Here is a 21,995-nt window from a genome sequence, read left to right on the forward strand (position 1 = left end):
GGGTGCAGCGACGGGCTTGCCCATGTTGTTCTTAACCGATTGCCTCGGCCGGCGTTAAGTGACCAGCACTTCCGTTTCCTGAGGACGGTGTTTCTTTTCTCACCATTTTCCAGAGAATCAAAATGGCCAGTGGATGCAGCACAGCCATCAGCGCGAAAACCCGGACCGGGCCGAACGTGTGCATGATCTCCCCGACCCACGTGTTGAAAAACATGGCACCCGCCGCGCCGAAAGCTCCCGCAATACCCCACACGCTGCCGACATTGGCGGACGGAAATGCCTCCGCCACGACCACCCCAAGATTGAACAACCACGTCAGGCACACCGCACCGACGATGCTGAAAATGATCAACGTCGCGACCGCACTTGGAAAATGCGGCGTCAGCACGCACACAGGCGCCAGCAGAGCCGCGCCAAGCAAAGTCAGCTTGCGCGCACGCAATGGCTCCACGCCGCGCTTCACCAATCGATCTGAAAACAGCGAACTTCCTACTCCGCCGATATCCGCAGCGAGAAAGGGAATCCATCCGACCATGCCAATCTGAGCCAGCGTCAGCCCTGACCTTTCCTGTAAGTACCCCGGCAGCCAGAAGAGGCAGAAATACCAAACTGGATCGCTGACAAAACGACTGATCAAAATACCCCACAGGCTGCGTGTGCGCCATAGTTGGCCCCAGCGAAAAGCGGGCGCGGCAGCTTTCTCACCAGAGAAAGCTGCCGACGGCGGATCGCGATAAAATATCCACCACAAGACCGCGATGACCAACCCCAACACACCGGGCACAAAAAATGCCGCGTGCCAGTTGAAGTTCAGCGCGAGCCAGGCCACAAGCGGCGCAGCGATGATCGCACCGATCGTGCTGCCGGCCGCGCAAATACTGTTCGCCGTCGCGCGCAACCCCGGCGGAAACCAGATCGTCACGACGCGCAGTTGCGCCGGGAAGCCCATCGGCTCGGCCACGCCGAGCGCCCCGCGGAAGAATGCGAGCTGCCCAAATGTCTTGGTGAACCCGGCGCCGATGCACGCGCTGGACCAGGCGATGATTCCATACAGCATAATCCGCCCCGCTCCAAAACGATCCACCAACCAACCGGCGGCCGCATAAGTGATCGCGTAACAGATAATGAACACATTGATCAGAAGCGCATATCCGCGGTCATCGATATCGAACACCGCCTTGAGCGTAGGCTTGAGCACCGAGACGATCTGTCGATCGACATAGTTCAGCACCATCGCGAAGAAGATGAGCCCGAGTATGATCCAGCGCCGCCGTTCCGGCGTCAGGAGTGATTTTGAAAGATCGCTTGAATTTTCCATATCAACGGAGGCTCTTGCGCAGAGCGACGAAGCCGTTGGGTTTTTCCAGAGCGACCTCAACCGATTCTCCGCTTCTCACCTCTTTGATCGGAAAATAAATTTCTTCTCCGGGTGGAAGATTATCGATCACGAAAGTCTCAGATCCTGCGCGAAGTCGATAGCCTCTCAAAGTGTATCGCGGAAAATCGTTGCGCGCCTTCACAACAATTTCAGTCGGTGCGCCGCTGCGGAAACGCAACGTGACCACCGCCGGACAAAACTCCTCTTGAACCGCCGTATACATCCCTCGGATTTCCCGCTCAGCGGAAACCAAACCCCACGGACGGTAACCTTTCGCGTCCGAACCCGGAAAGATACTTTGGTAATCGTTGAACGTCCACACGGACGCGCCCATCACGTGAAATTCACGGAATGCAGCCATTGCTTCCCGGAGATGTTTTATGCGCTCACCCTCCTCTTTGACCGCGTCAGCCCGTATTCCGAATTCACTCACGTAAATTGGTTTGTCCGCATAAACGGCACGAATCGTCGCCAGGTGTTCGCGATGCCGGTCATAGATATTTACGCTGACAAAATCCACGTAGTGCGAGGCCTCCTGCTCCGCCCGTTTGATCGACATGCGCGTCAGCGCATTGCTCGCAAACGTAATGAAACGACTCGCGTCGAGTGACTGCACAAACTCTTTCATCGTGCGCGTCCACGCGATTCCTTCCGGCGTCTGCGAAGGATATTCGTTGCCGACGCTCCAACCGATCAGCGAGGGATGATTCCAGTCGCGTTCCACCATTTCCTGCATCTGGGCGCGAAACTTTTCCTGCATCACCGGATCCGCCAGCTGTTCGGGAGTCATCTGCCAGTTTCCCGCTTCGCCGATCAACAACATGCCATGTTCATCCGCCCAATCCATCAGCTGCGTCGAGCCAGGATAATGGAGGAGACGCGAGAGTTCCATGTTACCGCTTTTGATGAGCCGCATGTCGCGCTCCAAGATGTCGGTCGGATCCATTGAACCGTAGCCGGGAGCATCTAGGGGGCGGTTCACCCCGCCGAGAGCGACTTCATCGCCGTTTAGAAAAAACTTGGTTCCGCGAATTTCAATTTTCCGAATGCCAAAATGAGAGCTCACGAGGTCTTTGCCCAACTTCGCCTCTAAACGATAGAGCACCGGATCACCTAAATTCCATAGCTGCACTTCGCCGAACTCCGCTTCCGCGTGAATTAATCCGTCTGCGCGCGCCGCTACCTCGCCCACCGTAATCGCGAACTTCACCGGGACGCGTAGGCCCCGGAGTAAAACATCGATTTTAACTTCACCGTTTTTCCAGGTCGCTTCGGAACGATTCCGAACCACCGCAGCCACTTTGATCTTTGCGGTCTTACGCTCTAGGTCGGGAATTGTTTCGATCTTGAGCTTCTCCAAATAAACCTCCGGTCGGGACACGAGGCTCACTTCCCGGATGATGCCGCCGTAGTTCATCCACGGAAACATCTGCCCGTAATTCAGACTTTGATAATCAACCTTTGTCTTCGCGCCGGGGATCGTCGTTTGGCTCCACGCATTGTTTGCGTGCACCACGAGCGAATTTTCTTCCGCGAGCAAATCGGTGACATCGAACTCGAACGGCGTGTAGCCGCCTTCGTGTTTTCCCAGTAACACGCCGTTCAACCAGACTTGAGCCGTGTAGTAGACAGACTCGAAGCGAACGAACGCCCGATTCCCGGCGACTCGAGTGGCTTTGAATGTTTTGCGATACCACGCGCTCCCCGTGAATTGATGATAACGCGGGTCGACCGAAAAACTGTGCGGCACCGTAACCTTATCCCATTTATCGACAGGCAACGACGGTTGGAACCATTCCTGTGTCGCGCCCACTTGCACCGGATCAAGCGCCAGTCGCCACTCCCCGCCTAAATCCACCTGCGTGCGTTGCGCCCAAGCGCACGAAACCATGATCAAAAAAAATAACGGCGCAAAAAAACGTCCGGAGAGTTTCGTTTTCATAAGCAGGCAAGACTTTGCGTTCACTCACTCGGCATAGCAACGCACCGCAAAGAGCGCCGCAGGAACGCCGGTTGAAGGGGGAGAAAGACGGATCGTGATCCCGCGAACCAACGCTGGCGACTCCAAGATGAGTTCACGTTGGGACAGATGATTCCCCTGCGCATGCGCGAGCAACCGGCCACCGTCATCATGGACCGTGAATTCAGGGACGCAAAAAGGCGCTATTCGCTCGGGATTTCCCATGAGAACTGATTCGAGCGGGTGATCGAAATCACTATCGAAACGCAGCACCACCCTAGCCACGCGAACAGGCTCCGGCCATTTCAGTATCAGCTCGGGACGGCGATCATCAAGGCTGGCGAGCCACGCGTTGACCGCATTGGTCGGACGGTCGATGCCATTGCGGACGCTTTCCGAGTCAAAAGCACGCAACGGCGGCTCAACCTTGAGCGCGAAATTCTTTCCACCCGGTCGTCGCGCGGGCAGCCAAAATTCAAAGCTGTCGAACCCAGCACCCGCCGGCGGCTCCTGACGCGGCGATTTGCCAACTGATTTATTAAAGCTCTGCGCCACTGAAAGAACCCCAGTCAACCGCGCGTCGCTGAGATGAATTTGCACCGCAGGATTGGCTGCGGCGCAGACGAATACGTAACGTGCCTGATCAATCGACACATCGAATGTGACCGCTACACTTTGCGCCCGGCCGGTTTCGACCGAGATCGAACGACTCGCCAGCGTGAGATCGGGCGTGAAATTACCAACGCGCTTCGCCGTGCGTAGCTCGAATTCGATCGTAGTCGCCACCGCGACATCCACCACGAACGTAAACTTCGGGCAGCGGCCCGCTGACAAGGGAAGCAGCATGGCGCGGGCAAAATTCAGCGCGACCCGCTCCTTGCCCGCCATGAGCTCGCCCAGACGAAATTCACTTGAAGCATGGATGCTCGCGTGACGCGTAAGATCCACCGGATCGCTCAAGACAGCTCCCGGAATAAACTGCCCCGTGCGGAGCAACTCGGTCCGCAACTCCTCCAACAATTCGCCTTGCGCGATTGCCCGCGGTGCCACGACGTGCTTCACGCACAACGCCGCCGCCAGACCGATCGCCTGTCCGTTGTGTGCACAGGTCGCCATCACTCGGGTCGATCCAAATGCGATGTGCGAAGCACTAATGATCCGACCCCCGAGGAAGAGATTGTTGATGTTACGGCTATAAAGACAGCGATACGGGATCTGATAAACCCCCTTGGCGTGCCACTGCTGGCAGCCCGGTTGAGCGCTGAATACCCCTTCCGGCGGATGCAGGTCGACCGCCCATCCCCCCGCTGAGACCGCGTCCGCGTGGAGCCGTTGCTCCACAATGTCCTGTTGCGTCAAAATGTAATCGCCCTCGAAGCGGCGGCTTTCGCGTTTGCCGGGAATTGTGCCGACCCACTCAAGTGTCAAATTAGCCGCTTCGGGAAACCGGCCCGAGTTTTTTATGTAGTCCCACACACCGTAAGCGACGCGCCAGAGTTCCCATTTGATCTCCTCGGTTTCATGCACCGTGTCGCGCTTTCCACCGTATTCGATCCACCAAAGCCGGCAGCCGTAATCAGCCGCGTTGAAATCCCGATAACGCGGCACGCGCGTGATGTCGCGCAAAGCAAAACTCGGTGGCACGAAGGCAACCGGCCGGCCAACATCCTTCGAATAAAAATAAACCGAGTGCCCGAGAAGATCTGTGCCCGCTTCGCGCGGCGCGAAGCCTTCGCCAAACTCCTGCGAGGATTCCGCCCCCATGCGGAACGCCGCACCCGCCAGAAACCCGACAATCCCGTCACCGGAGGCGTCGACGAACAGGGGTGCACTCAGTTCGTAGGAAATGGAGTTCTGCGAACAAAACGCTCTCACGCCGCTGATCGCGTCGGGCCCAGATTTACGAACCTCGTGAACCGCCGTGTTGAGCAGCAAGGTGAGCCGTGATTCCGCAACGGCTTTCTCGAGAAGAATCGAATCCCAGATGAGCGCGTTGCCCTCGGGATTACGGAATTGGTTTTCGAGGAGAAGTTCATCGATGAGTCCGCCTTCGCGGGACCAGCGATTGTTGTTACCCAGATGAGACGTGGCACCCAAGACCCACAAGCGCACTTCGCTCGAGGAATTTCCCCCAAGCACAGGTCGGTCTTGCACCAGAGTGACGCGCAAGCCCGCGCGCGCCGCGACGATTGCCGCACACGTGCCAGCGAGGCCGCCGCCCACGACGACGAGGTCGCTTACAGTGCTGACCAGTTTTAATTTCCGTTCGGAAACAGCAGGTTCTAAAATCATGAAAACTAATTTGCCGCGCTTGAACGCGAAATTTTTCCGCCCTTCAGTAAAAGCCAGGCGAGCGGATGGAGAAACGCCATGATCAGGAACCAGCGGCCGTAACCTTGCCCCTGCAAAGCTCCGAGCAGCTTCCCAAAGACCGCATAGATTGCCTGATCCAAAAAGCCGGCGGCCGTCGACACCTGCGTCGCGACCATCGATGCCACGAGGGTGTTCATAATCAGACCACCCACCGTGCTACCGGCCGCGACGACCCCAAAAACGCTGCCGAGTGAGTGCTTCGGCACCAAATCAACCACCAGTGCCGACAAATTGATGAGCCACGCCAACGCTGCGGCGACGATCACGCACGCAAAGGCAATCGAAAGGCCGAAGTTCGAAACGGTCGAAACCAATGGTGCTAGCGGCAACAGCAACGCGCAACCCAGCATCACCTGCAATCGACTCTCCGAAGGCTTGATTCCACGGAGAATTCGCCGCCCCGAAATCCATCCTCCGAACAAACTGCCCACTCCCGCCGCCGCATAAATCACCCATGTAATAGTGAGCTGTTGCTGATCAAGCCCACGCATCGCGTGCAGGTATTTCGCGAACCAGAATTGGAAAAAATACCACACCGGGTCAGTGATCAGTCGCGCCAACAGCAACAGCCAAACAATGCGGCTGGTGAAAATTTGCTTCCAAGTCCAAGGCGTTTCCGTGTCGGATGACTGCCCTGCGGTGTCGTCCAGAATCAGCCGACGTTCCTCTTCGCTAACTATCGGGCTGTCCTTGGGCTTCCGATAGATCAGCCACCAAGGCAGTAACCAGACCACTCCTGCCAAACCGGTTAAGATGAAAGCCATCCGCCAGCCTGCACCTTGCCCGAGCAAATTGCTCACCCAAGGCAAGTTTTCCGCAAATGGCCACGCGGCCAATGGAATCACGATGTAAGGGGCAAGCGTAGCGCCGATCGTTGCACCCATCGTGTAAAATCCGATCGCCAGCGCGCGCTCTCGTGAAGGAAACCATTCCGACACGGCCTTGGAGGCGGCAGGCCAGACTCCCGCTTCGCCCAAGCCAAGTGCGAAACGAAACACCCCGAGCGAGTGCACACTCGTGGCCGCAGCCGTAAGTGCGTTGCTGATCGACCACCAACAGACGAAAAGCGCCATCCCTGCGCGCGTGCCCAAGGCGTCGGTGAGTCGACCTGAGATCAAGTATGCAATCGTGTAGGCGATCAGGAAGAGATTGACCACATTGGCGTAGTCACGGTCGTTCATCGCCAGATCGCGCTGAATCGTCGGCGCAAGCGCGGAAAGCGTCTGACGATCCACGTAGTTCAACACCGCCGCTCCAAACAGAAGTACGGCAATCCACCAACGAAGGTAAGGGATTTTTCTCAAGTTTTGGGTCTGAAATTGGATCGCTGCGTGACAAACTGCCGCGATCCAAAGTTTTAAGCGATCAACCGTACGACCTCAGAACGAAAGCCGGGTCGACAGGTAGAATTCTCGCTGCGGGCCGAACACATTGCGGCCTTCGATGTAGGTCGAATCCAGCACGTTGTTCACGTTCAAGGTGAACGTGACATCGCGGTTGATGAGCTTCGTTTTGTAACCCAGCGTGAGATCACACACGGTGAACGCGGGGAATTTGACGCCCCAGTTGGCGTTCGATGACTGCGGGAAAAAGTCGCTTTGATAACGAACGCCGAGACCAACGGAGGCACCCTCAAGCGCGCCACTGACAAACTCGTAGCGTTGATAAACACGCAGCGTGTCATCCGGAGCCAACTCAAGCTTGCGGCCATTGAGCAGCAGATAAGTCCGGTTAGTCGTCGCGTCGGTGCCGAGCGGACGGGAAACCGTGATGGCATTTTTTGTCAGATGGGAAGCTCCTAGCACCAAGCTGTAGTTACGATTCGGAGTCCAAACGATGTCGGTTTCGAATCCTTCAGAAATATTACCGTCGACCGGTTGCAACCAAGCCACGCGCTGGCGCACCGCCGGATTGGCCGTGACTGGATTGCTGTCGACTTCCGTGCCGACGTTTCGTGGATCGGTGCCGTTGCGATCGGTGTCCGCGACTAGGATGTTACCACGCGTGAGACGGAACCAGCCTATGCTGCCGGTGAGCTTATTCTGAATGATGTCGAATTTAAAACCGGCCTCCATGCCCTCACCGAGATCATTGGGCACAGGGTTCGCAGCTTGCTCGGCTGGCGTAACGATGTCCGGTGGTGAAATCCCGAACGACACACGACTGACTAGCGAACCCGTGCGAGCCGTATTTCCTTTGTTAAAACTCGCGTAGGCATTCAGCCCTTTGACGATGCGCGCACTCAGACCATACATGTAAGATGTCGTGGTGGGAGTAGAGCTGCTGGTCGCCGAGCCAGGCAGCGCTGTTTCGTTCAAGTCCAGCTGCACCGTTTCACTCTTCGCCTTTGAGCGGCGCACGCCAGAAGTGACCGTTACACGTTGATCGAAGGCGCTGAGGCTAGTCGCGGCGTAATAAGCTTGGTTGGTTTCCTTAGCGTGATTGTAGGCCAATTGACCCGCTGAACGCACTTCGCTCGGCCAGCGCGTCACGAGACGCGTGTCCGGGAATGCATGCACGCGCGGGTCGAACCAGTGATACACGTTTTGTCCGACGAGTGTCGGCGTGGGATTGTTGTTAACGTTAGGTGACGCAGCCACGCTGACAGCGCTCGTGTAGTCGAAAAACGCATCCTCATACTGGCTTTCCGTCCGATTGTATTGAGTGCCCGCGAGCAGAGTGGCATCGATCTTCCAAAGGCTTCCTTTCAACACACCTTCCAGTTTTCCGTCTAGCGCGTTTTGATCCACGCGCGTGCCGCTGCCGGAATCGAGCGGGTTGTTGCCATCGGGATAAGCGCGCTGGGCAAAGCTGTAGAAGCTGTGCTCGAGATCTACGTCCGCGTAACGACCGATGGCGCGGAATTGGAGCCAATCAGTTACAACGAGCGTCGAGTCGCTTTCCAAAAGTCGCACCGGTTCGTCGAATTTCGCATTCGGGCCATACCAGTTGTAGCTACGTCCGCCCGAGCCATCAATCAGATCTTCTTCGGGTGAACCGAGCGTCACCCACTTACCAGTGACATCAAAAACGTCCTGCCGCCACGTGCCGAAAGCCTGACCGATACGCGTGCGATATTCTGCCACCGTATAAGGCGCGGCACCCACGCTCCGGCGCGTGCCCAAGTTGAGCAACGCTTGGTTAGGATCGTTGTAGTCCCGCTGATAATTTTGGGTGGAAACCACATTCTGCGAAACAAGGTTACCAGTCGAGTTGCGGATATAGCCGTCGAGCTTGGTAGAAAATTTATCGGACGGACGCCAAAGCACTTGGGGATTAACGAACAAAGTTCTCGAATGGGAATAATCGCGCCACGTATTACCGTCGCGGTATTCAGCGATGAGCCGATACGCGAAATCTTTTGAAATCGGCCCGGTGCTATCCCACGCTGCGCGATAGCTGTCGTGCGAGCCATATTGAAAGAACGCTTCCTGCGAAGCAGCGAACAACGGCTTCTTCGTCACGACGTTTACTTCGCCGCCCAAGGTTGCCCCGCCCACGAACACCGCCATCGGGCCTTTGGCAACTTCGATGCGGTCGACGTTCTCGGTCGCAAATCCAAATTGCAGCCGGAGGCCATTGCGGAAAGTTCCGTTGTAGGGCTGTCCACGGAAAGTCGTTCCGTTAGGCTGGGAGTTGCCGCGATTGAAACCAGGAGCAAAATTTCCATTGCTCGTGTGCGGGTCGAAACTAATCGCACTGACATAACGCAACGATCCCATGAAACCATCGAGGCCTGCATCCCGCAGAAACTCGCCAGTGATTACGGTAATCGGCAGCGGTGTGTCGACCAACGCTTGGGCAACGCCCGTGGTCGCGACAGAATTCTGCACCCGATAACCCGAGTCTTTTGTGCTGCGAACCTCGAACACCGACAGGGTCAGAACCTCCGGATCTTGCGTCGCAGAAGGAGCGACAGGAGCCTGTTGTGCAGAAAGCGAAGTGCCGAAAAGGCAGAGTAAAGCCGCTGCGGGCGACTTGTATGAAACGGCGGAGCCGAAGAGCTGATATTTCATGGGGTTGCTAGGGGTGTTAGAACTGAACGGGTGCTCCGCGTAACGGCGGAGCGTTTTTTTGAAGAACGATTCCGTTGTGAAATGAGAGACTCTATTTTGAAATCCCGCCGTCGGTGAAAACGTTCACCATGGCGCAGATTGTTCATTTCACGCTTAAACTGCAGCGAGCCTCAACCGCGCACAGGGCGCAAAGTCGAACCTTCAATCCAGTGCCCGTCGAACAGCAGCTCTTTGGGATTCTCCGGGACACCCATCGCATTTTGTAACAGCTGGTCGACTACCATATCAACCGCATTAGCGGCGACCATTTCATGTCCTGGATCCACTCCCGATACGGCGGGTGATTCGTCCTCGATAGAGATCACCGCGAAGCCAGGTTTTTCTGTCGCAGACTCCAAGATTTTTCGGAGTGGATTGATCATACCCTTTTTACTGACAATGATCGCATCAGGTTGATGCATCTTTAGCCATCGCTCGATTGGCGAGGGATCCAGCGACGGGAGTTGCACCATTAATTTTCGCGCGTTCGACGGGGTTGGATGATACGCCAAAAATGCAGCTTCCATTGTGCGACTTGCCCGCTCATTCACGACCGACTCCAGGATTGCCGCCGGCTTCCGGTAACCTCGCTCCACTAACTCTGTCATGATTCGTCGCATTCCCATGAAATGATAATGCCCCGCACGGTGGAGCTCCGGAGTGCACCGCGCGTTACCGATAATCGCTGCGCAATGTTGATCCCATTTCATCTCGAGATGAAAGCATGTATTGGTTTCGCAACCGGAGAAAACGATCCCGTTGATGCCTCGCGCATGCAGTATCTGGCTCAAGCGCAACGAGGTCATCCCTGCATCGAACAAACAAAATTCTTCTAGCAGGTAACCGCGTTGCTGGGCCCGCCGCCGCGCCCCAGCAATGGACTGGCGGTGAAACGGCGTTTGCTTCCCCGACGGATTTTTTTCGATCCAGACAAACGCGATTTTTGAAGGAGCCTTGGGACGACGCCCAGCTTTCACATGGGACATCAACGCCGCAACTGCAGGATTTGGCCGGTAGCCCATTTGAGTCGCAATTGCGCGAATCCGCGCCCGTGTCTCCTGAGGAATTTTGGGGTTTCCCCGCAATGCGTAGGAAACCGTGGAAACACCTACTCCTGCTGCGCGGGCAACACTGGTCAGGGTGCAAGGATTCACTTGGGAGGACAGTTCGCGCTCTCACCACACAAAGTTGCGCTAAAGAGAGCTGCAACTGGACAGAAAGACACGGCGAAAATGGGGTTAAGTAAGAATCAAAACTGAACACTTATCATGCTAAAAGGCCGCCAGAAATTGGACGTCTCCAGAAAATGGGATCCTTCGCTTTCGTTCAACATCGACCACTTGCTCGGCTTCGTCAAACAGTTACACGTTTTTACCATTTACACTCCATGCCTAGCAAAAAATGTCACAAATCTGTCATCACTTAACCGAATTCTGACCTCAAGTCATCGGTCGAAAGTGGGCCTAGTTCTATGCATCATGGGCGCATAGCTCTCAACCTGATCGGGATCTCCCCCGACGTAATGCGGGAAGTAGGGATAAGGGTAAACGGGTCGTTGCCGCTGAACCTTAGGCGCAGATCCGTCACCCACCACAGAAGAAACGATCAGCCTATCAGTCGCGCGCCCGTCCTCGACCCAAGACTCGAGCGCCATCAGTATGTCGCGCTCACGATCACGAGGAAGGTTATCCTCAAGAGTTTGTCCAAACTGATTCGGTCCCGGCCCGCCTATTACATGGGCCAGGCCCGGCACGACAAAAAAACGAAAAAACGACTTGGTCTCTTCCCAGCCCCCATTCGCGGCTACTACGCGCTCGTAATAATCTGCCGTTGCTTGAAACGGAGTGATCGCATCGGCAGTGCCTGCATACATCAGGATTTTTCCACCGTTTTCGGCAAAATGGCGGAGGTCGGGATCGTTCGCATCAAGCGCATGAGCCAAGCGCGCTCGGGTGTGCTCCAAGTCGCGATCAAAATCAAATTTCTCGAAATCAAAGCCAACACCTAACGCCCAACGTAAGAGATACGAGTGCGGCGGGAACTCGTTCAGACTACCTAGATGCATTGTGGATTCGCTGCCAACCGGCGGGCCGGGATAAATTTGCTGCTGCGAGCGCAGGTTGATTGCGCCCGCATAGATTTGGCGCAACGCGGCGACTTTCTCCAAAGAAAGAACATTCTCAAACAACTTTGCCTCGAGGAGAAACTGGCGCGGGTCGGTGAGAAAATTGTCGCTCGGTGCGCCACCGTCCTTACCCGCTCCCGCCTTAATCACGGCCTGCGTCACGAGGTTAATTTCTTCACAAGTGAATGCTTCGTCGCGAATTCTTCGCAGCACCTGCCAGTTCCAAACAAACATCGCGTGCAGGCTGGTGCGGTTGTTAGCCGGCGCTCCGGCGATAATCCCATCGTAGTCGTCAGGATACCTTTGCGCCTCCATCAATGCCTGCTGACCCCCTGTGGAAGCGCCGATAAAATAGGCTCGCTGAGCGGGGCTACCATAATACGCAGCCACTACCTTTTTAGCGACCACCGTCATCTCATGCGTAGCTCGATGACCAAAATCTATCCACCGTTCAGGATAAGAACCTTGAACGTCGGCGGTCGGAGCGGTTCCAAGATCGCAATTAACTACCGCATATCCTCTTCCCAAACCACCCACGAGCCCTTGATATCGGATCACTCCTGCCGCACCGCCATTCCCAGTGCCGAGAAGCTTTCCGTTCCAATTTTCATTAGGCAACCAGACCTCGATGTTGATTCGAGATTCAGCCGAGGGTTTCGCCACCGCTACAACACGGACGAAAGGAGCCAACGACGTCTCGTTTCCCAGCACTGATTCCGCCGCTTCCAATCGGCCGTCAGTGATATTTTCCACGCAAACAATCTCAACCTGCGGAATGCGGAGGCGCGCGACGTGATCCATCCCTGCGTGCGCCAGCGACACGACACCCACGGACACAACCAGCAAGTTAATCAGCAGTCTCTGCTTACTCACGGTCTAGCTGGCATTTTTATTAATTTGCACGCGTAAGCCAACCGTTAGCTCGCAGCCAGTCTTCACACCGCCCTGTCCAGCTGCTTACGGTTCCCAAATCCTTCTGCATCCCGAACCCATGGGGTCCCTTCTCGTAAACATGCAGCTCTGCTGGCACCCCAGCTGAACGCAGCGATTGAAAAAACATCAGTGAATTTTCAACCGGCACAGTTTTATCCATCTCCGTGGCAGTGATGAATGTAGGCGGCGTGAGTTTTGTGATCTTCGTCTCTAACGAAAGTTCTTCAATCAATCGGTCATTCAGTTTCGAGCCAAGCAACGCCTCGCGCGATCCCGCATGCGCAAACGCACCTTTCAAGGTGATCACGGGATAAAGGAGGACTAGGAAATCCGGGCGCGCGGAAATCGCATCGAACGCATCGCCGGTTTTCCCGTCAGAGCTCTCAAAAAGAGTTCCAGCTGAAGCCGCGAGGTGGCCGCCTGCGGATGCACCTAACACTCCAATCCGATCACTCGATATGCCGAACGCTCTTGGATCGGCGCGAATCGTCCGCACCGCGCGCAAAACATCCCGCAACGGTGCCGGATGTCCATATTCCCGCAGACGATATTTGAGCACGAAAGCCGTTACTCCAATCGAGTTCAGCCACTCCGCCACTTTCCTGCCCTCGTTTTCGATCCAAAGACTGACATAGCCACCGCCTGGACAAATAATCACCGCAGTGCCCGTTGCTTTTCCCGCTGGCGCTGGAAATACCATCATGGAGGGAATGTGGATGTTAGAGATAATGCTGCCTCGAACAACTTCGGGAGCAGCATCTGCTCGCAAATCAGGCACGCCCTCTGGCCACAAATTGACGACTCGCACTTCCTCGCTCGCCCAGAGATTTCCCCAAAAAAAGGAAACCAAAAGAAGACCAATCTGAGCGAGTCGAGGAAATATCATCACGGCGTGAGGCAATGTCGATAGCCAGCGGCACACCTATCGCAAGATCAGCCGCACCGCGTCTGCTACGACATATCCGTTGGTCCCATCGTTACGCACCCGCACACTATCTCCGTTTTTGAAAAGATGGCGCCCCAGCAATACCCATGCACTTCCAGTCGCTGTCTGGTTCACCGTGTAGGTCGTGGTCGCTTCCGTCGTGATCACATCCACGGGAACGTTAGTCGCGCGATTGGTTGCCGCGGTCCACCGCACGTAAACGTCATAGTAACCGGCCGTCGCAACCGAAGGTGCATAAGTCACGCTTTTGCCGCCCGTGCCACCAGCATTGTAGTCATGCAGATAATTAGACCCATAGTAGCCGGTGCTCGCAGTCGTCGCCACCCAACTCCCCGCAATCGTCACGCCACTCGCGTCAGCATTGTCGGCAATCAACGTTGCGGTAGTGGGAACAATCGAAACCTCTCCCGATGGAGTACTTTCCACATTGCTCGCATTGATCCATGTGACCACGTAGTAACACGCAGAGCCATTGCTGACTCCAGAATCGGTGTAAGCGTTAGCGGTTTGGCCGGTGGCGATCGTCGTGTAAGGGCCTCCCGGAACGGTTCCGCGCTTCACGTTATAGGAAACTGCTCCGCTCACTGCGGGCCAAGCGAGCAGGACCCGGCCATCACCCGCATACGCGGTGACATCTGATACCGCAGCTGAGATGGCAAACCGCACCGTTTTAGTCAGCCCATAGCTTTGATTCGCATTGAAGGAAAACTTAATCGTTGGCGTAAGTTGCGTCACCGTGATCGACGCATCGGCGGCGATAACACTCGACGCAGGTCGGGCAATCTCTAACTCGATTACTCCCGTGTTTAATTTCGTGGGGTCGGAAATCACGACGTCGATCGTGCTGCCAAACGAAACAAAGGTCGCGGCTTTCCCACTGGAAGTGATCGCTTCAGTTCCACTGCCCACCGTTTTGGTCGCGGCTTGCCAAAATACCGCGCCAATCGCCGCGCTCACTGTATCTTTAACAGCCTGAGCTGCCGTGCTATTTTCCAAGACTTCGTATTGGGGATTAGCCGAATAGCTTTGGACCTGGCTGGCGGTGAAGTTTGGCAACACCGCATAGCTGTAAGAGCCCGCCGTCGGGCCATTGCCGTGGTTATAATAGAGCGCCAGATATCGATTGGTGAACACGGTGGTGTAATCGATCCGAGAGGGGCTGGTGTTGAGGGCAGTCCATGCGCCGCTTCTCTGTTCACGAACCGCACTCAAATTAACGCCGCCCGGAAAATAGTAACCGATGTCGCTCCCGGAGACGTTACCGCTGAGATGTGCGTTCGTGACTGAAGTGAGATTGGTGGTGGTGGCGAACGCGGTGACGCTGGACACGCCATTCACCAAGAAAACATTATCACCTGCAGTATTTAGTTTTCGATTTTCCACGATCGTTTCCACTGACCGGTTCGCATTATAGGGAGCTGTGATGCCCGCACCAAGGCAGATGATTTCGTTATCGAGGAAGAACCACGCTTTCTTTCCTCTGATCGTATTAGATCCTGCAGGAGCCAAATCCATGACGCTCACGCCACGCTGAAGATCCAGCGCTTCAACTCCGCCCACAAAATTGGCGCCGCTTTGATTGGCAGAATTTGCTCGCCCTCGTTCAGTGGTAGTTCCAGGCAAGCGGAACGGATCAACCGTGGGCCAATAGTTTTCGCTGAACTGCTGCAAATCTCCGTTGTAGATATAGAGCATTCCAAACCCATGGTTGTATCCTTTGAAATTCTCCGTCGGGAACACTTCGAAATTTTTGATTCGCGTCGAGTGCATGGATAATCCGGCGGCCCAACCCGAACCCACCTTCACGGCGCGATCCATCACCGGGTAAACGAGGAAGCCGGGCGTCTCTGGCTGCGGTGTGACCGCTCCGTCGGCCACAATACTCTCTGCTACAATAATCTGGCTCAAGGTTAGCCCCGCATAAGTGCTCCCGAGGGTATTGTCCACCTGCAGCCAATGTTTTACGAGGCTCTTGTAGTGGGAGGCATCCGCCGCCGAAGCGGTTTGCGCAGCCCGGATAAAAGCGCCCACCGCTTTACGACCCGCTTTGTGCGAGGGTGAATCATAACGTGAAACCTCCCGGCCACGCATCATGTCCATCATTTCTCCACGAAAAATCTGCGGTTCGAAGGTGTTATAAAGCGCTGTAAAAGCATTGGCCGTGTTCGTGCCATTTACTTCCCACTCTGAGCCTTTGAGCAGATATATCAGATCAAAAATATCAATAATCGCTGCCAAACCGTATCCGCCGCTGTAGGCAAAATACCGGTGCTGGAGGAAAGATCCCTCTTGGTAAAATCCATCCGGATCAGATTCCGGATCCGAAACAGAGCCCAATTCCTTGTAAGCGAGCACCGTGTTAACGGCGGTCTTCATCCCCTCGACCCTGCTGTCAACCTTGACAATCAAACCGCGCAATCCAGCCACTTTCTTTGTCCACGTAAGATTAGCCCCTGTGTAGACTTTGCTCGTCTTGTATTTCTCCACCGCAGCCATATAATTAGATTTTTGCGTCGGATTTAAATCGTCGAACATTATGATCGTGATGTCATTCAGAGAAAGCGGCGCACCGATTTCGTAGTCCCACCAGTTGTAACCGGAAACCCTGGCATTTAATCCGCCGTAGCAATTGGTGTTCATCCAGTCTAAGCCCGCGATGATATCATCGCGCAAACTGGTGTTTCCAAACATCGCGCCCCCATAGCTCCCGTATGCCAGCGCCATCGCTTTTAGCCGACTGTAGGTGGCCGTGATGTCAGCCGACTCAGTCTCCGGATCAAGATCTGGCCACAAAGTCGTCCTACTTGGCGATGTATCCATGCGATCCCAATGCCCAGTGCCGGTGGTTGTGTTTCTACTCGAACCGTTGGATGCCACCGCCAGCGCAAGGGTCTGCAATTGAGTCGTGCGCGCCGTGGTTAATGTGAATGACGGCGGGCCTACTAGATTTTCCCGCCACTTGAGGCGAACCAGATCGTATTTGTCGGGTTCAACGGGATCGGCCCGACCGTTTGAGAGTAGACACACCACGGCGAGAAACCAAACTAAGACGCGAGTTTTCATATTCGGGGTAGGAACGTTCTGAGTTTAGCGCATCCGGTCTGACTGAGGGGGACACGCCTAGGGTGAAATCATGTGCGTGTGCACTGACTTCGGGGCACGGGCAAAGACAACGCACACTCTTCGTCAGATCAACAATTTGTAGTTACGCAGGCTTCCCAAACCGTTACACGAATTTATCAGAAGGCTTTGAACACAATGGCCAACTAGTGCGAGGCGACGCCGATGGATGTGGCACCGTTCTCCGAAGGATTCCATCCTCCTCCCAAAGCCTTAAACAAGATCACGAGAGAAATTTGTTTCTGCGCTTTGACCTCAATGAGCGTGATCAAATCCGCGTAGCTGGTGCGCTGGGCTTCCAAGTAGCGCAGGTGATTATCCATGCCTTGCCGGTAGCGGGCTTCCGACAAGCGAAGCGCCACGCGACGAGGTCTAAGGGAAGTTCCGCGACACCGCCGACGAGCGCTTTTGGGAGGAAAAGAAAGCTGATCTGCCAGAGCGCCATCGGGGTTCAGAAACTCAATTTGATCCCGAGGCGTGGCGAACGAAAACGCATCGCGACTTGTTAAATTTTTGCGCACCGGTCCCAAGCAAGAAAAACCGTCTTTTACTGCGGAGCAAAGACGACCGGAATCGTCACGACCATATTGATGGGCCGCCCGTCTTTTTTCGCTGGGGAAAATATCCATTGGCTGATCGCTTCCAGTGCTGACGCCTCAAAAAGCGGCCACGATGACGAAACGACTTTGGCCTCTGCAACGCGTCCCGACTCATCAACAATCGCAGACACATTTACCGTGCCCGTCATACGGGTTTTAACCGCTAAATCAGGGTACTTCGGCTGCACCACTTTCAGAAGCTTTGGCGGTTCTATCGCATCATTCTCCGAAATCGTATGAATCGGTGTCTTAAATAGCTTCCGATGGATTTCACTTAGTTTTGCCTGCTCGGGTGTCGCGGTCTCGTCCGAGATCATTGCTCCCTGTTCGTTGGCAAGTTTTACGTAGGCAGATTCCTTGCTTGGCTCGGGGGTCGAACAGCCGACCAAGGTTGTGAGGGTCAACGCGGCCATGAGCACTACCCGTCTTTTTAAGACGGGCGCGAACTTAGAAGTAAGAGGTCGAGTATGATCTCTTTGATGGCTTGGCGATGAGGTCGATGTTCTCTTCACAGACAAATAGAGTATTAGAATGTAAAAATGCGTGGTGGGTTGAATATCACCCCGCAGTGATTCTCAGGCTTTGGCAGAGAGCTTTCGGTTCACTCGTTCATTAAGCCGAACATCATAGCCCTTCGAAGCTGAGTCCCACGTTAGCGCGAAGAAGGCGCGGAGGAGAGAGTAAAATCGTAAGAGCTCCGTGCGTCGGTCGTCGTTTCGTCGAGCAACGGTGAATAGTCGTTCACTCGCACCGTGCGGCCATCGGGCAGGAATTGCAGGAGACGGAGGAAGCCGTTGCCGCCATTGGCGATGCCCTGATAGTCAACGACTACTTGCTGCACGCGTTGGCCTTTGGCGCCGACACTTTCGAGGTGGCCGGCGATGCCTTGGTGGCCACTGATCGTGAGCACGAAATTACCGTTTGGTGAAACCAGCTTCCGCCAGAGGTCTTCGCCGTCGTTGAAACCTTCGGGCGACTTGCTGACCGCGACGTGATCGATGCCTTTGTTCGGTGACTTGGCTTTGGGATTTGTGTCGGGCACTTGCCGGTCAAAGCGCGTGTTGTCGGGACGAAGATACGCGTGCGTCAGGAGGATCGCCGAGCGATCTGCGTGACGCTGCACCACCTCGTTGGCCCACCGGACGACGTCGTCGCGAGGACCGAACTCCAGGGCGACGACGATCCACCGCCGATCGCCGGCTTCGAACAGATAGAAAGTATTTTCCATCCGAGTGGGCTCGCGATCGTAGGTGCCGCCGAAGGTGGCACCGCGCCGCGCTTCGGTAACGGGAAACGTTTCGGTCAGGAGGGTGTCGCGGGTGGAGGTTTTACCGCCGGGGCCGAAGTCGTGATTGCCCGGAACGAGGACGCACGGCACGACGTCCGTGAAGAGCGCGTGCGCTTCCCGAGCGACGGCCCATTCCGCTTCGTTGTTGTTGTCGGTCACATCGCCGACGTGGAGGACGTGGCGGACCGCGTAGCGTTGCGCGTTGGCGGCGATCCAGCGGCCTTGCACGCGGTACGTCTCCGGGTAACTCGCGGCGTAGAACTGCGTGTCAGGCAAAACGACGAGGGTGAAGGCTCCCTTGACCGGTTCGGGCGGTGCTGCTTGCAGCACCGTGGCGAGTGCGAGGCCGATCCAGGCGCGGCGCATCAGACGATTGAGCAGGTTCATAGTTCGAAGTTGATGCCGAAGTTATATTGCGTGCCGTAATACACGACCGAGGTCGGATTGGCGCGATTGCCTTGATAGATCACGGTCGGCTCGTTCGTCAGGTTTTTGACGTTGAAGAAGAAGTTGCCTCCCTTGAACACGCGGTATTTGGCGGCGGCATCCCAGCTGGAAGTGGCACTGTTGAACGTGTCGAGGAGACGGCTCGCGCCGACAGCTTCAATGCGTTTCGCGAGTTCGTTGTACGACAGTGTCAGGCTGATCGGGCCTTTGGTGTAGGAAACGATGCCGTTGAAGATGAAGTCAGGTGCGAGGGCCAGCGGCAGATTTTCAGTTTCACGCCCAGGATATTTTCCTTCGGAATCCAGTCGCGTGTAGTTAGCGACGACTCCGAGACCGTCAAAGGGCGCAGGCAAAAAGGTGAAGTTTTGCTGCCACACGAGTTCGAGGCCCGTAACTGTGCCGCCCTCACCGTTTACTTTGAGGTTCTCGCGAACGCCGTCGGCGGCGGTGCGGGTGCTGGTGAAGACAAACTTCTTGATGTCTTTGTGGAAAACCCCGGCAGAGAGTAGACCGAGGCGGCCGAAATAGTATTCCGCACTGGCGTCGAAATTTTGCGACTCGGCGGGTTGAAGGTCGGGATTACCCAGATTGCGTTGATTGATCTGCACGTTTTCTTGAACTGAACCGATCAAGTCGGCGGGCGCGGGACGCGAGAGCCCTTCGGTGTAGGCAGCGCGGAAGACGAGCCGATCGTTGAGCGCCAGATAACGGGCGTGAAGGCCGGCCATGATGTTTGAATAACTGCGGGCGGCGTTCACGCGGGTTACGCTGGTGACGGCACCGGTGCTGGAAAGCGTGACGTTATTCGAAGCGCTCGTGTTGGTCGTCTCCTCCCCGCGCAAGCCGGCGATCAAGCGCAGCTTGCCGAAATCGGCCGTGCTCATGACGTAGGCGGCATCGATGTCTTCCGTGGTGGCGAAGTCGGCGTTGGCGCGAGTGAGGTTGGTGAAGTTAACCGCGGCGGCGTTCTGGGAGAATTGTCCGGGAGAATTAAGGACGAGATCTTTGTAGAGGCTCCAGTTCGGATAGAATGGCAGGATGACGGAGCGGCCATTGCTCGTTTCAGACATGAAGTCACTGCTGCTGTAAGGGGCCACGAGCGACCCGGCGGTGGGTGTCGTAAGACCGCTGTAGCGGACGGTGAGCGGCTGCGCTTGCGAGGAATCTTTACGGCTGAAACGCAGACCGCCGCGGACGGACCACGGAATGCGCGCCCCGACAAATTCCTTGGTGGCATTGACGTCATAGCTCCACTCGTCTTCTACGCGGGGAACCTGACTGATTTCGACTTGGCGGAATGCGAGCAGCGCGGGGTTGGTGAGATCGACGCCGTTGGTCACGGTGAATGTCGGAAAGTCGGGATTGGTGCGATCCGTCGCGAGCGTGACGTTGTTGAACGAACTGGTGGCGACGAGCGTCTCGGGATAATCTTTTTTGGCTTTCGAATACGATGCGCGGTAATCGAGTTGGATGTCGGCGGGTAGACGATTTTCACCGCCGACGATATACATCTGGAAAACATTTTTCGGTTCGCGGTAGTTGTTGATCACATCGACGCGACTGTCGGCGGGACGGTAATCGGTGCCGCGTTGATTGAGGTCGCGGTAGTCGTAACTGTAGAGCGCCTTCGCGAAATACTTCGAGGTATCGGACGGGCGATAGTCGAACGCCGCCCCGCCGCCGATGCGGACTTTTTCCTCAGCCCGATCGTAATAGTAAGCACGGGAAACCGTGTAGGCCTCAGTCGTCGCGTTAACGGTGTATTGTTGGTCGAGCTGATCGTAACCGCGTAGGTCGTGGTAGTAGTTGGCGACCACGAGGGCACCGAACTGTTTGTTTTTGCCGAAGCGTTCGCCGTAGGAACCGCCGAACTGGGAATTCCAATTGCCGATGCGCTCGTTGTAGGACGTGCCGGCTTCCGCTGTGAGCGTGCGACCGGAACGGTCGAAGGCTGAGCGAGTGATGAGGTTGACGGTGCCGCCGATGGCGTCGGCGGGAAGATCGGGCGTGGGCGCTTTGACGACTTCGACGCGCGCCAGCATGTTGGCAGGAAACGAATCGATCGCGATGTTGCGGTCGCCATCGACGTTGGTCATGCGAAGACCATCCACGTTGACGGTGTTATACTGAGGAGCGAGGCCGCGGATCGTGGCGGTGCGGAGCACGCCGGCGCGAGTTTCGACGGAGAGACCGGGCAGACGGACAAGGGCGTCACCGATGTTACCTTCGCGAATTTGACCGAGGGCATCGGCGGAAATCGTGGTGCGGAGGCTGGGCGAAACACGCTGATTGTTGATCGCGGCAGCCTGGCCTTCGAGGCGGGCGGAGACCATGACGCGATCGAGTTGGAAAATTTCGGAGCGCAGCGCGACGTTGGTCACGGCGGCATTTTGGCCGACTTCAATGGCCGCCTCGTAGGTTTCCAACCCCTCGTAGGACACCATGAGGTTGTAGGAACCGGCGGGCACGCGCGTGAAACTGAAACTGCCGTCGCGCGCGGTGACCGCAGTGCGATTAGCGGGAGCAAGGCGGACCGTGGCGCCTTCGAGCAGGCTGCCGGTGACGGCATTGGTCACATGACCGCCGACGGATGCTTCCGCAGCCACAGTCACCGTGCTGGCATCAGCTTGCGCGCTGAGGGAATGGCACGTCAGGGCGAAGGCCGTGAGTGAGAAGGCTGCGCGCAACAAGTTCGCGCGAAGAATTAAGGTGGGTTTGGTGTGAGCGTGGGTATGCACCCGCGTTGAAGACGCGAGCGCATGAAAACGGTC

Annotated in this window: 13 protein-coding genes; all 13 read right to left on the reverse strand. The window is 56.1% G+C overall.

Annotation, left to right across the window (positions count from 1 at the left end; genetic code table 11):
- Positions 1–31 precede the first annotated feature (31 nt).
- A complete protein-coding gene (locus ACRRQW_RS19560) occupies positions 32–1,318 on the reverse strand; it encodes an MFS transporter (protein ID WP_438483314.1) in 1,287 nt (428 codons plus the stop codon).
- A 1-nt stretch (position 1,319) separates the two neighbouring features.
- Positions 1,320–3,269, reverse strand: coding sequence for a glycoside hydrolase family 2 protein (locus ACRRQW_RS19565; RefSeq protein WP_438483315.1), 1,950 nt, complete (start codon positions 3,267–3,269; stop codon positions 1,320–1,322).
- Between the two features lie 75 nt (positions 3,270–3,344).
- Entirely contained in the window at positions 3,345–5,630 is a 2,286-nt protein-coding gene (locus ACRRQW_RS19570) for an FAD-dependent oxidoreductase (protein WP_438483316.1), read from the reverse strand.
- 5 nt (positions 5,631–5,635) lie between these two features.
- A complete protein-coding gene (locus tag ACRRQW_RS19575; RefSeq protein WP_438483317.1) occupies positions 5,636–7,015 on the reverse strand; it encodes an MFS transporter in 1,380 nt (459 codons plus the stop codon).
- A 75-nt stretch (positions 7,016–7,090) separates the two neighbouring features.
- Positions 7,091–9,727 carry a TonB-dependent siderophore receptor gene (locus ACRRQW_RS19580; protein ID WP_438483318.1) on the reverse strand — a complete coding sequence of 879 codons (2,637 nt, stop codon included), beginning with the start codon at positions 9,725–9,727 and terminating at the stop codon, positions 7,091–7,093.
- A 170-nt stretch (positions 9,728–9,897) separates the two neighbouring features.
- On the reverse strand, positions 9,898–10,920 hold the full coding sequence (locus ACRRQW_RS19585; protein WP_438483319.1) for a LacI family DNA-binding transcriptional regulator: 1,023 nt from the start codon (positions 10,918–10,920) through the stop codon (positions 9,898–9,900).
- Between the two features lie 290 nt (positions 10,921–11,210).
- Positions 11,211–12,764 carry a tannase/feruloyl esterase family alpha/beta hydrolase gene (locus ACRRQW_RS19590; RefSeq protein ID WP_438483320.1) on the reverse strand — a complete coding sequence of 518 codons (1,554 nt, stop codon included), beginning with the start codon at positions 12,762–12,764 and terminating at the stop codon, positions 11,211–11,213.
- A 19-nt stretch (positions 12,765–12,783) separates the two neighbouring features.
- Complete coding sequence (locus ACRRQW_RS19595) at positions 12,784–13,710, reverse strand: alpha/beta hydrolase (protein WP_438483698.1); 927 nt, start codon at positions 13,708–13,710, stop codon at positions 12,784–12,786.
- Positions 13,711–13,746: 36 nt separating this feature from the next.
- On the reverse strand, positions 13,747–16,833 hold the full coding sequence (locus tag ACRRQW_RS19600; protein ID WP_438483321.1) for a polysaccharide lyase family 8 super-sandwich domain-containing protein: 3,087 nt from the start codon (positions 16,831–16,833) through the stop codon (positions 13,747–13,749).
- Positions 16,834–17,036: 203 nt separating this feature from the next.
- A complete protein-coding gene (locus tag ACRRQW_RS19605; protein ID WP_438483322.1) occupies positions 17,037–17,252 on the reverse strand; it encodes a hypothetical protein in 216 nt (71 codons plus the stop codon).
- A 185-nt stretch (positions 17,253–17,437) separates the two neighbouring features.
- The gene (locus ACRRQW_RS19610; protein ID WP_438483323.1) at positions 17,438–17,902 is read right to left on the reverse strand and encodes an energy transducer TonB; all 465 of its coding nucleotides are present in this window, start codon (positions 17,900–17,902) and stop codon (positions 17,438–17,440) included.
- Positions 17,903–18,141: 239 nt separating this feature from the next.
- Positions 18,142–19,164 carry a metallophosphoesterase gene (locus ACRRQW_RS19615; RefSeq protein WP_438483324.1) on the reverse strand — a complete coding sequence of 341 codons (1,023 nt, stop codon included), beginning with the start codon at positions 19,162–19,164 and terminating at the stop codon, positions 18,142–18,144.
- Complete coding sequence (locus ACRRQW_RS19620) at positions 19,161–21,962, reverse strand: TonB-dependent receptor (protein WP_438483325.1); 2,802 nt, start codon at positions 21,960–21,962, stop codon at positions 19,161–19,163. Before ACRRQW_RS19620 ends, ACRRQW_RS19615 begins: the two co-directional genes overlap by 4 nt.
- Positions 21,963–21,995 lie beyond the last annotated feature (33 nt).

The organism is Oleiharenicola lentus (genome assembly GCF_051660365.1).
Taxonomy (GTDB): Bacteria; Verrucomicrobiota; Verrucomicrobiia; order Opitutales; family Opitutaceae; genus Lacunisphaera; species Lacunisphaera lenta_A.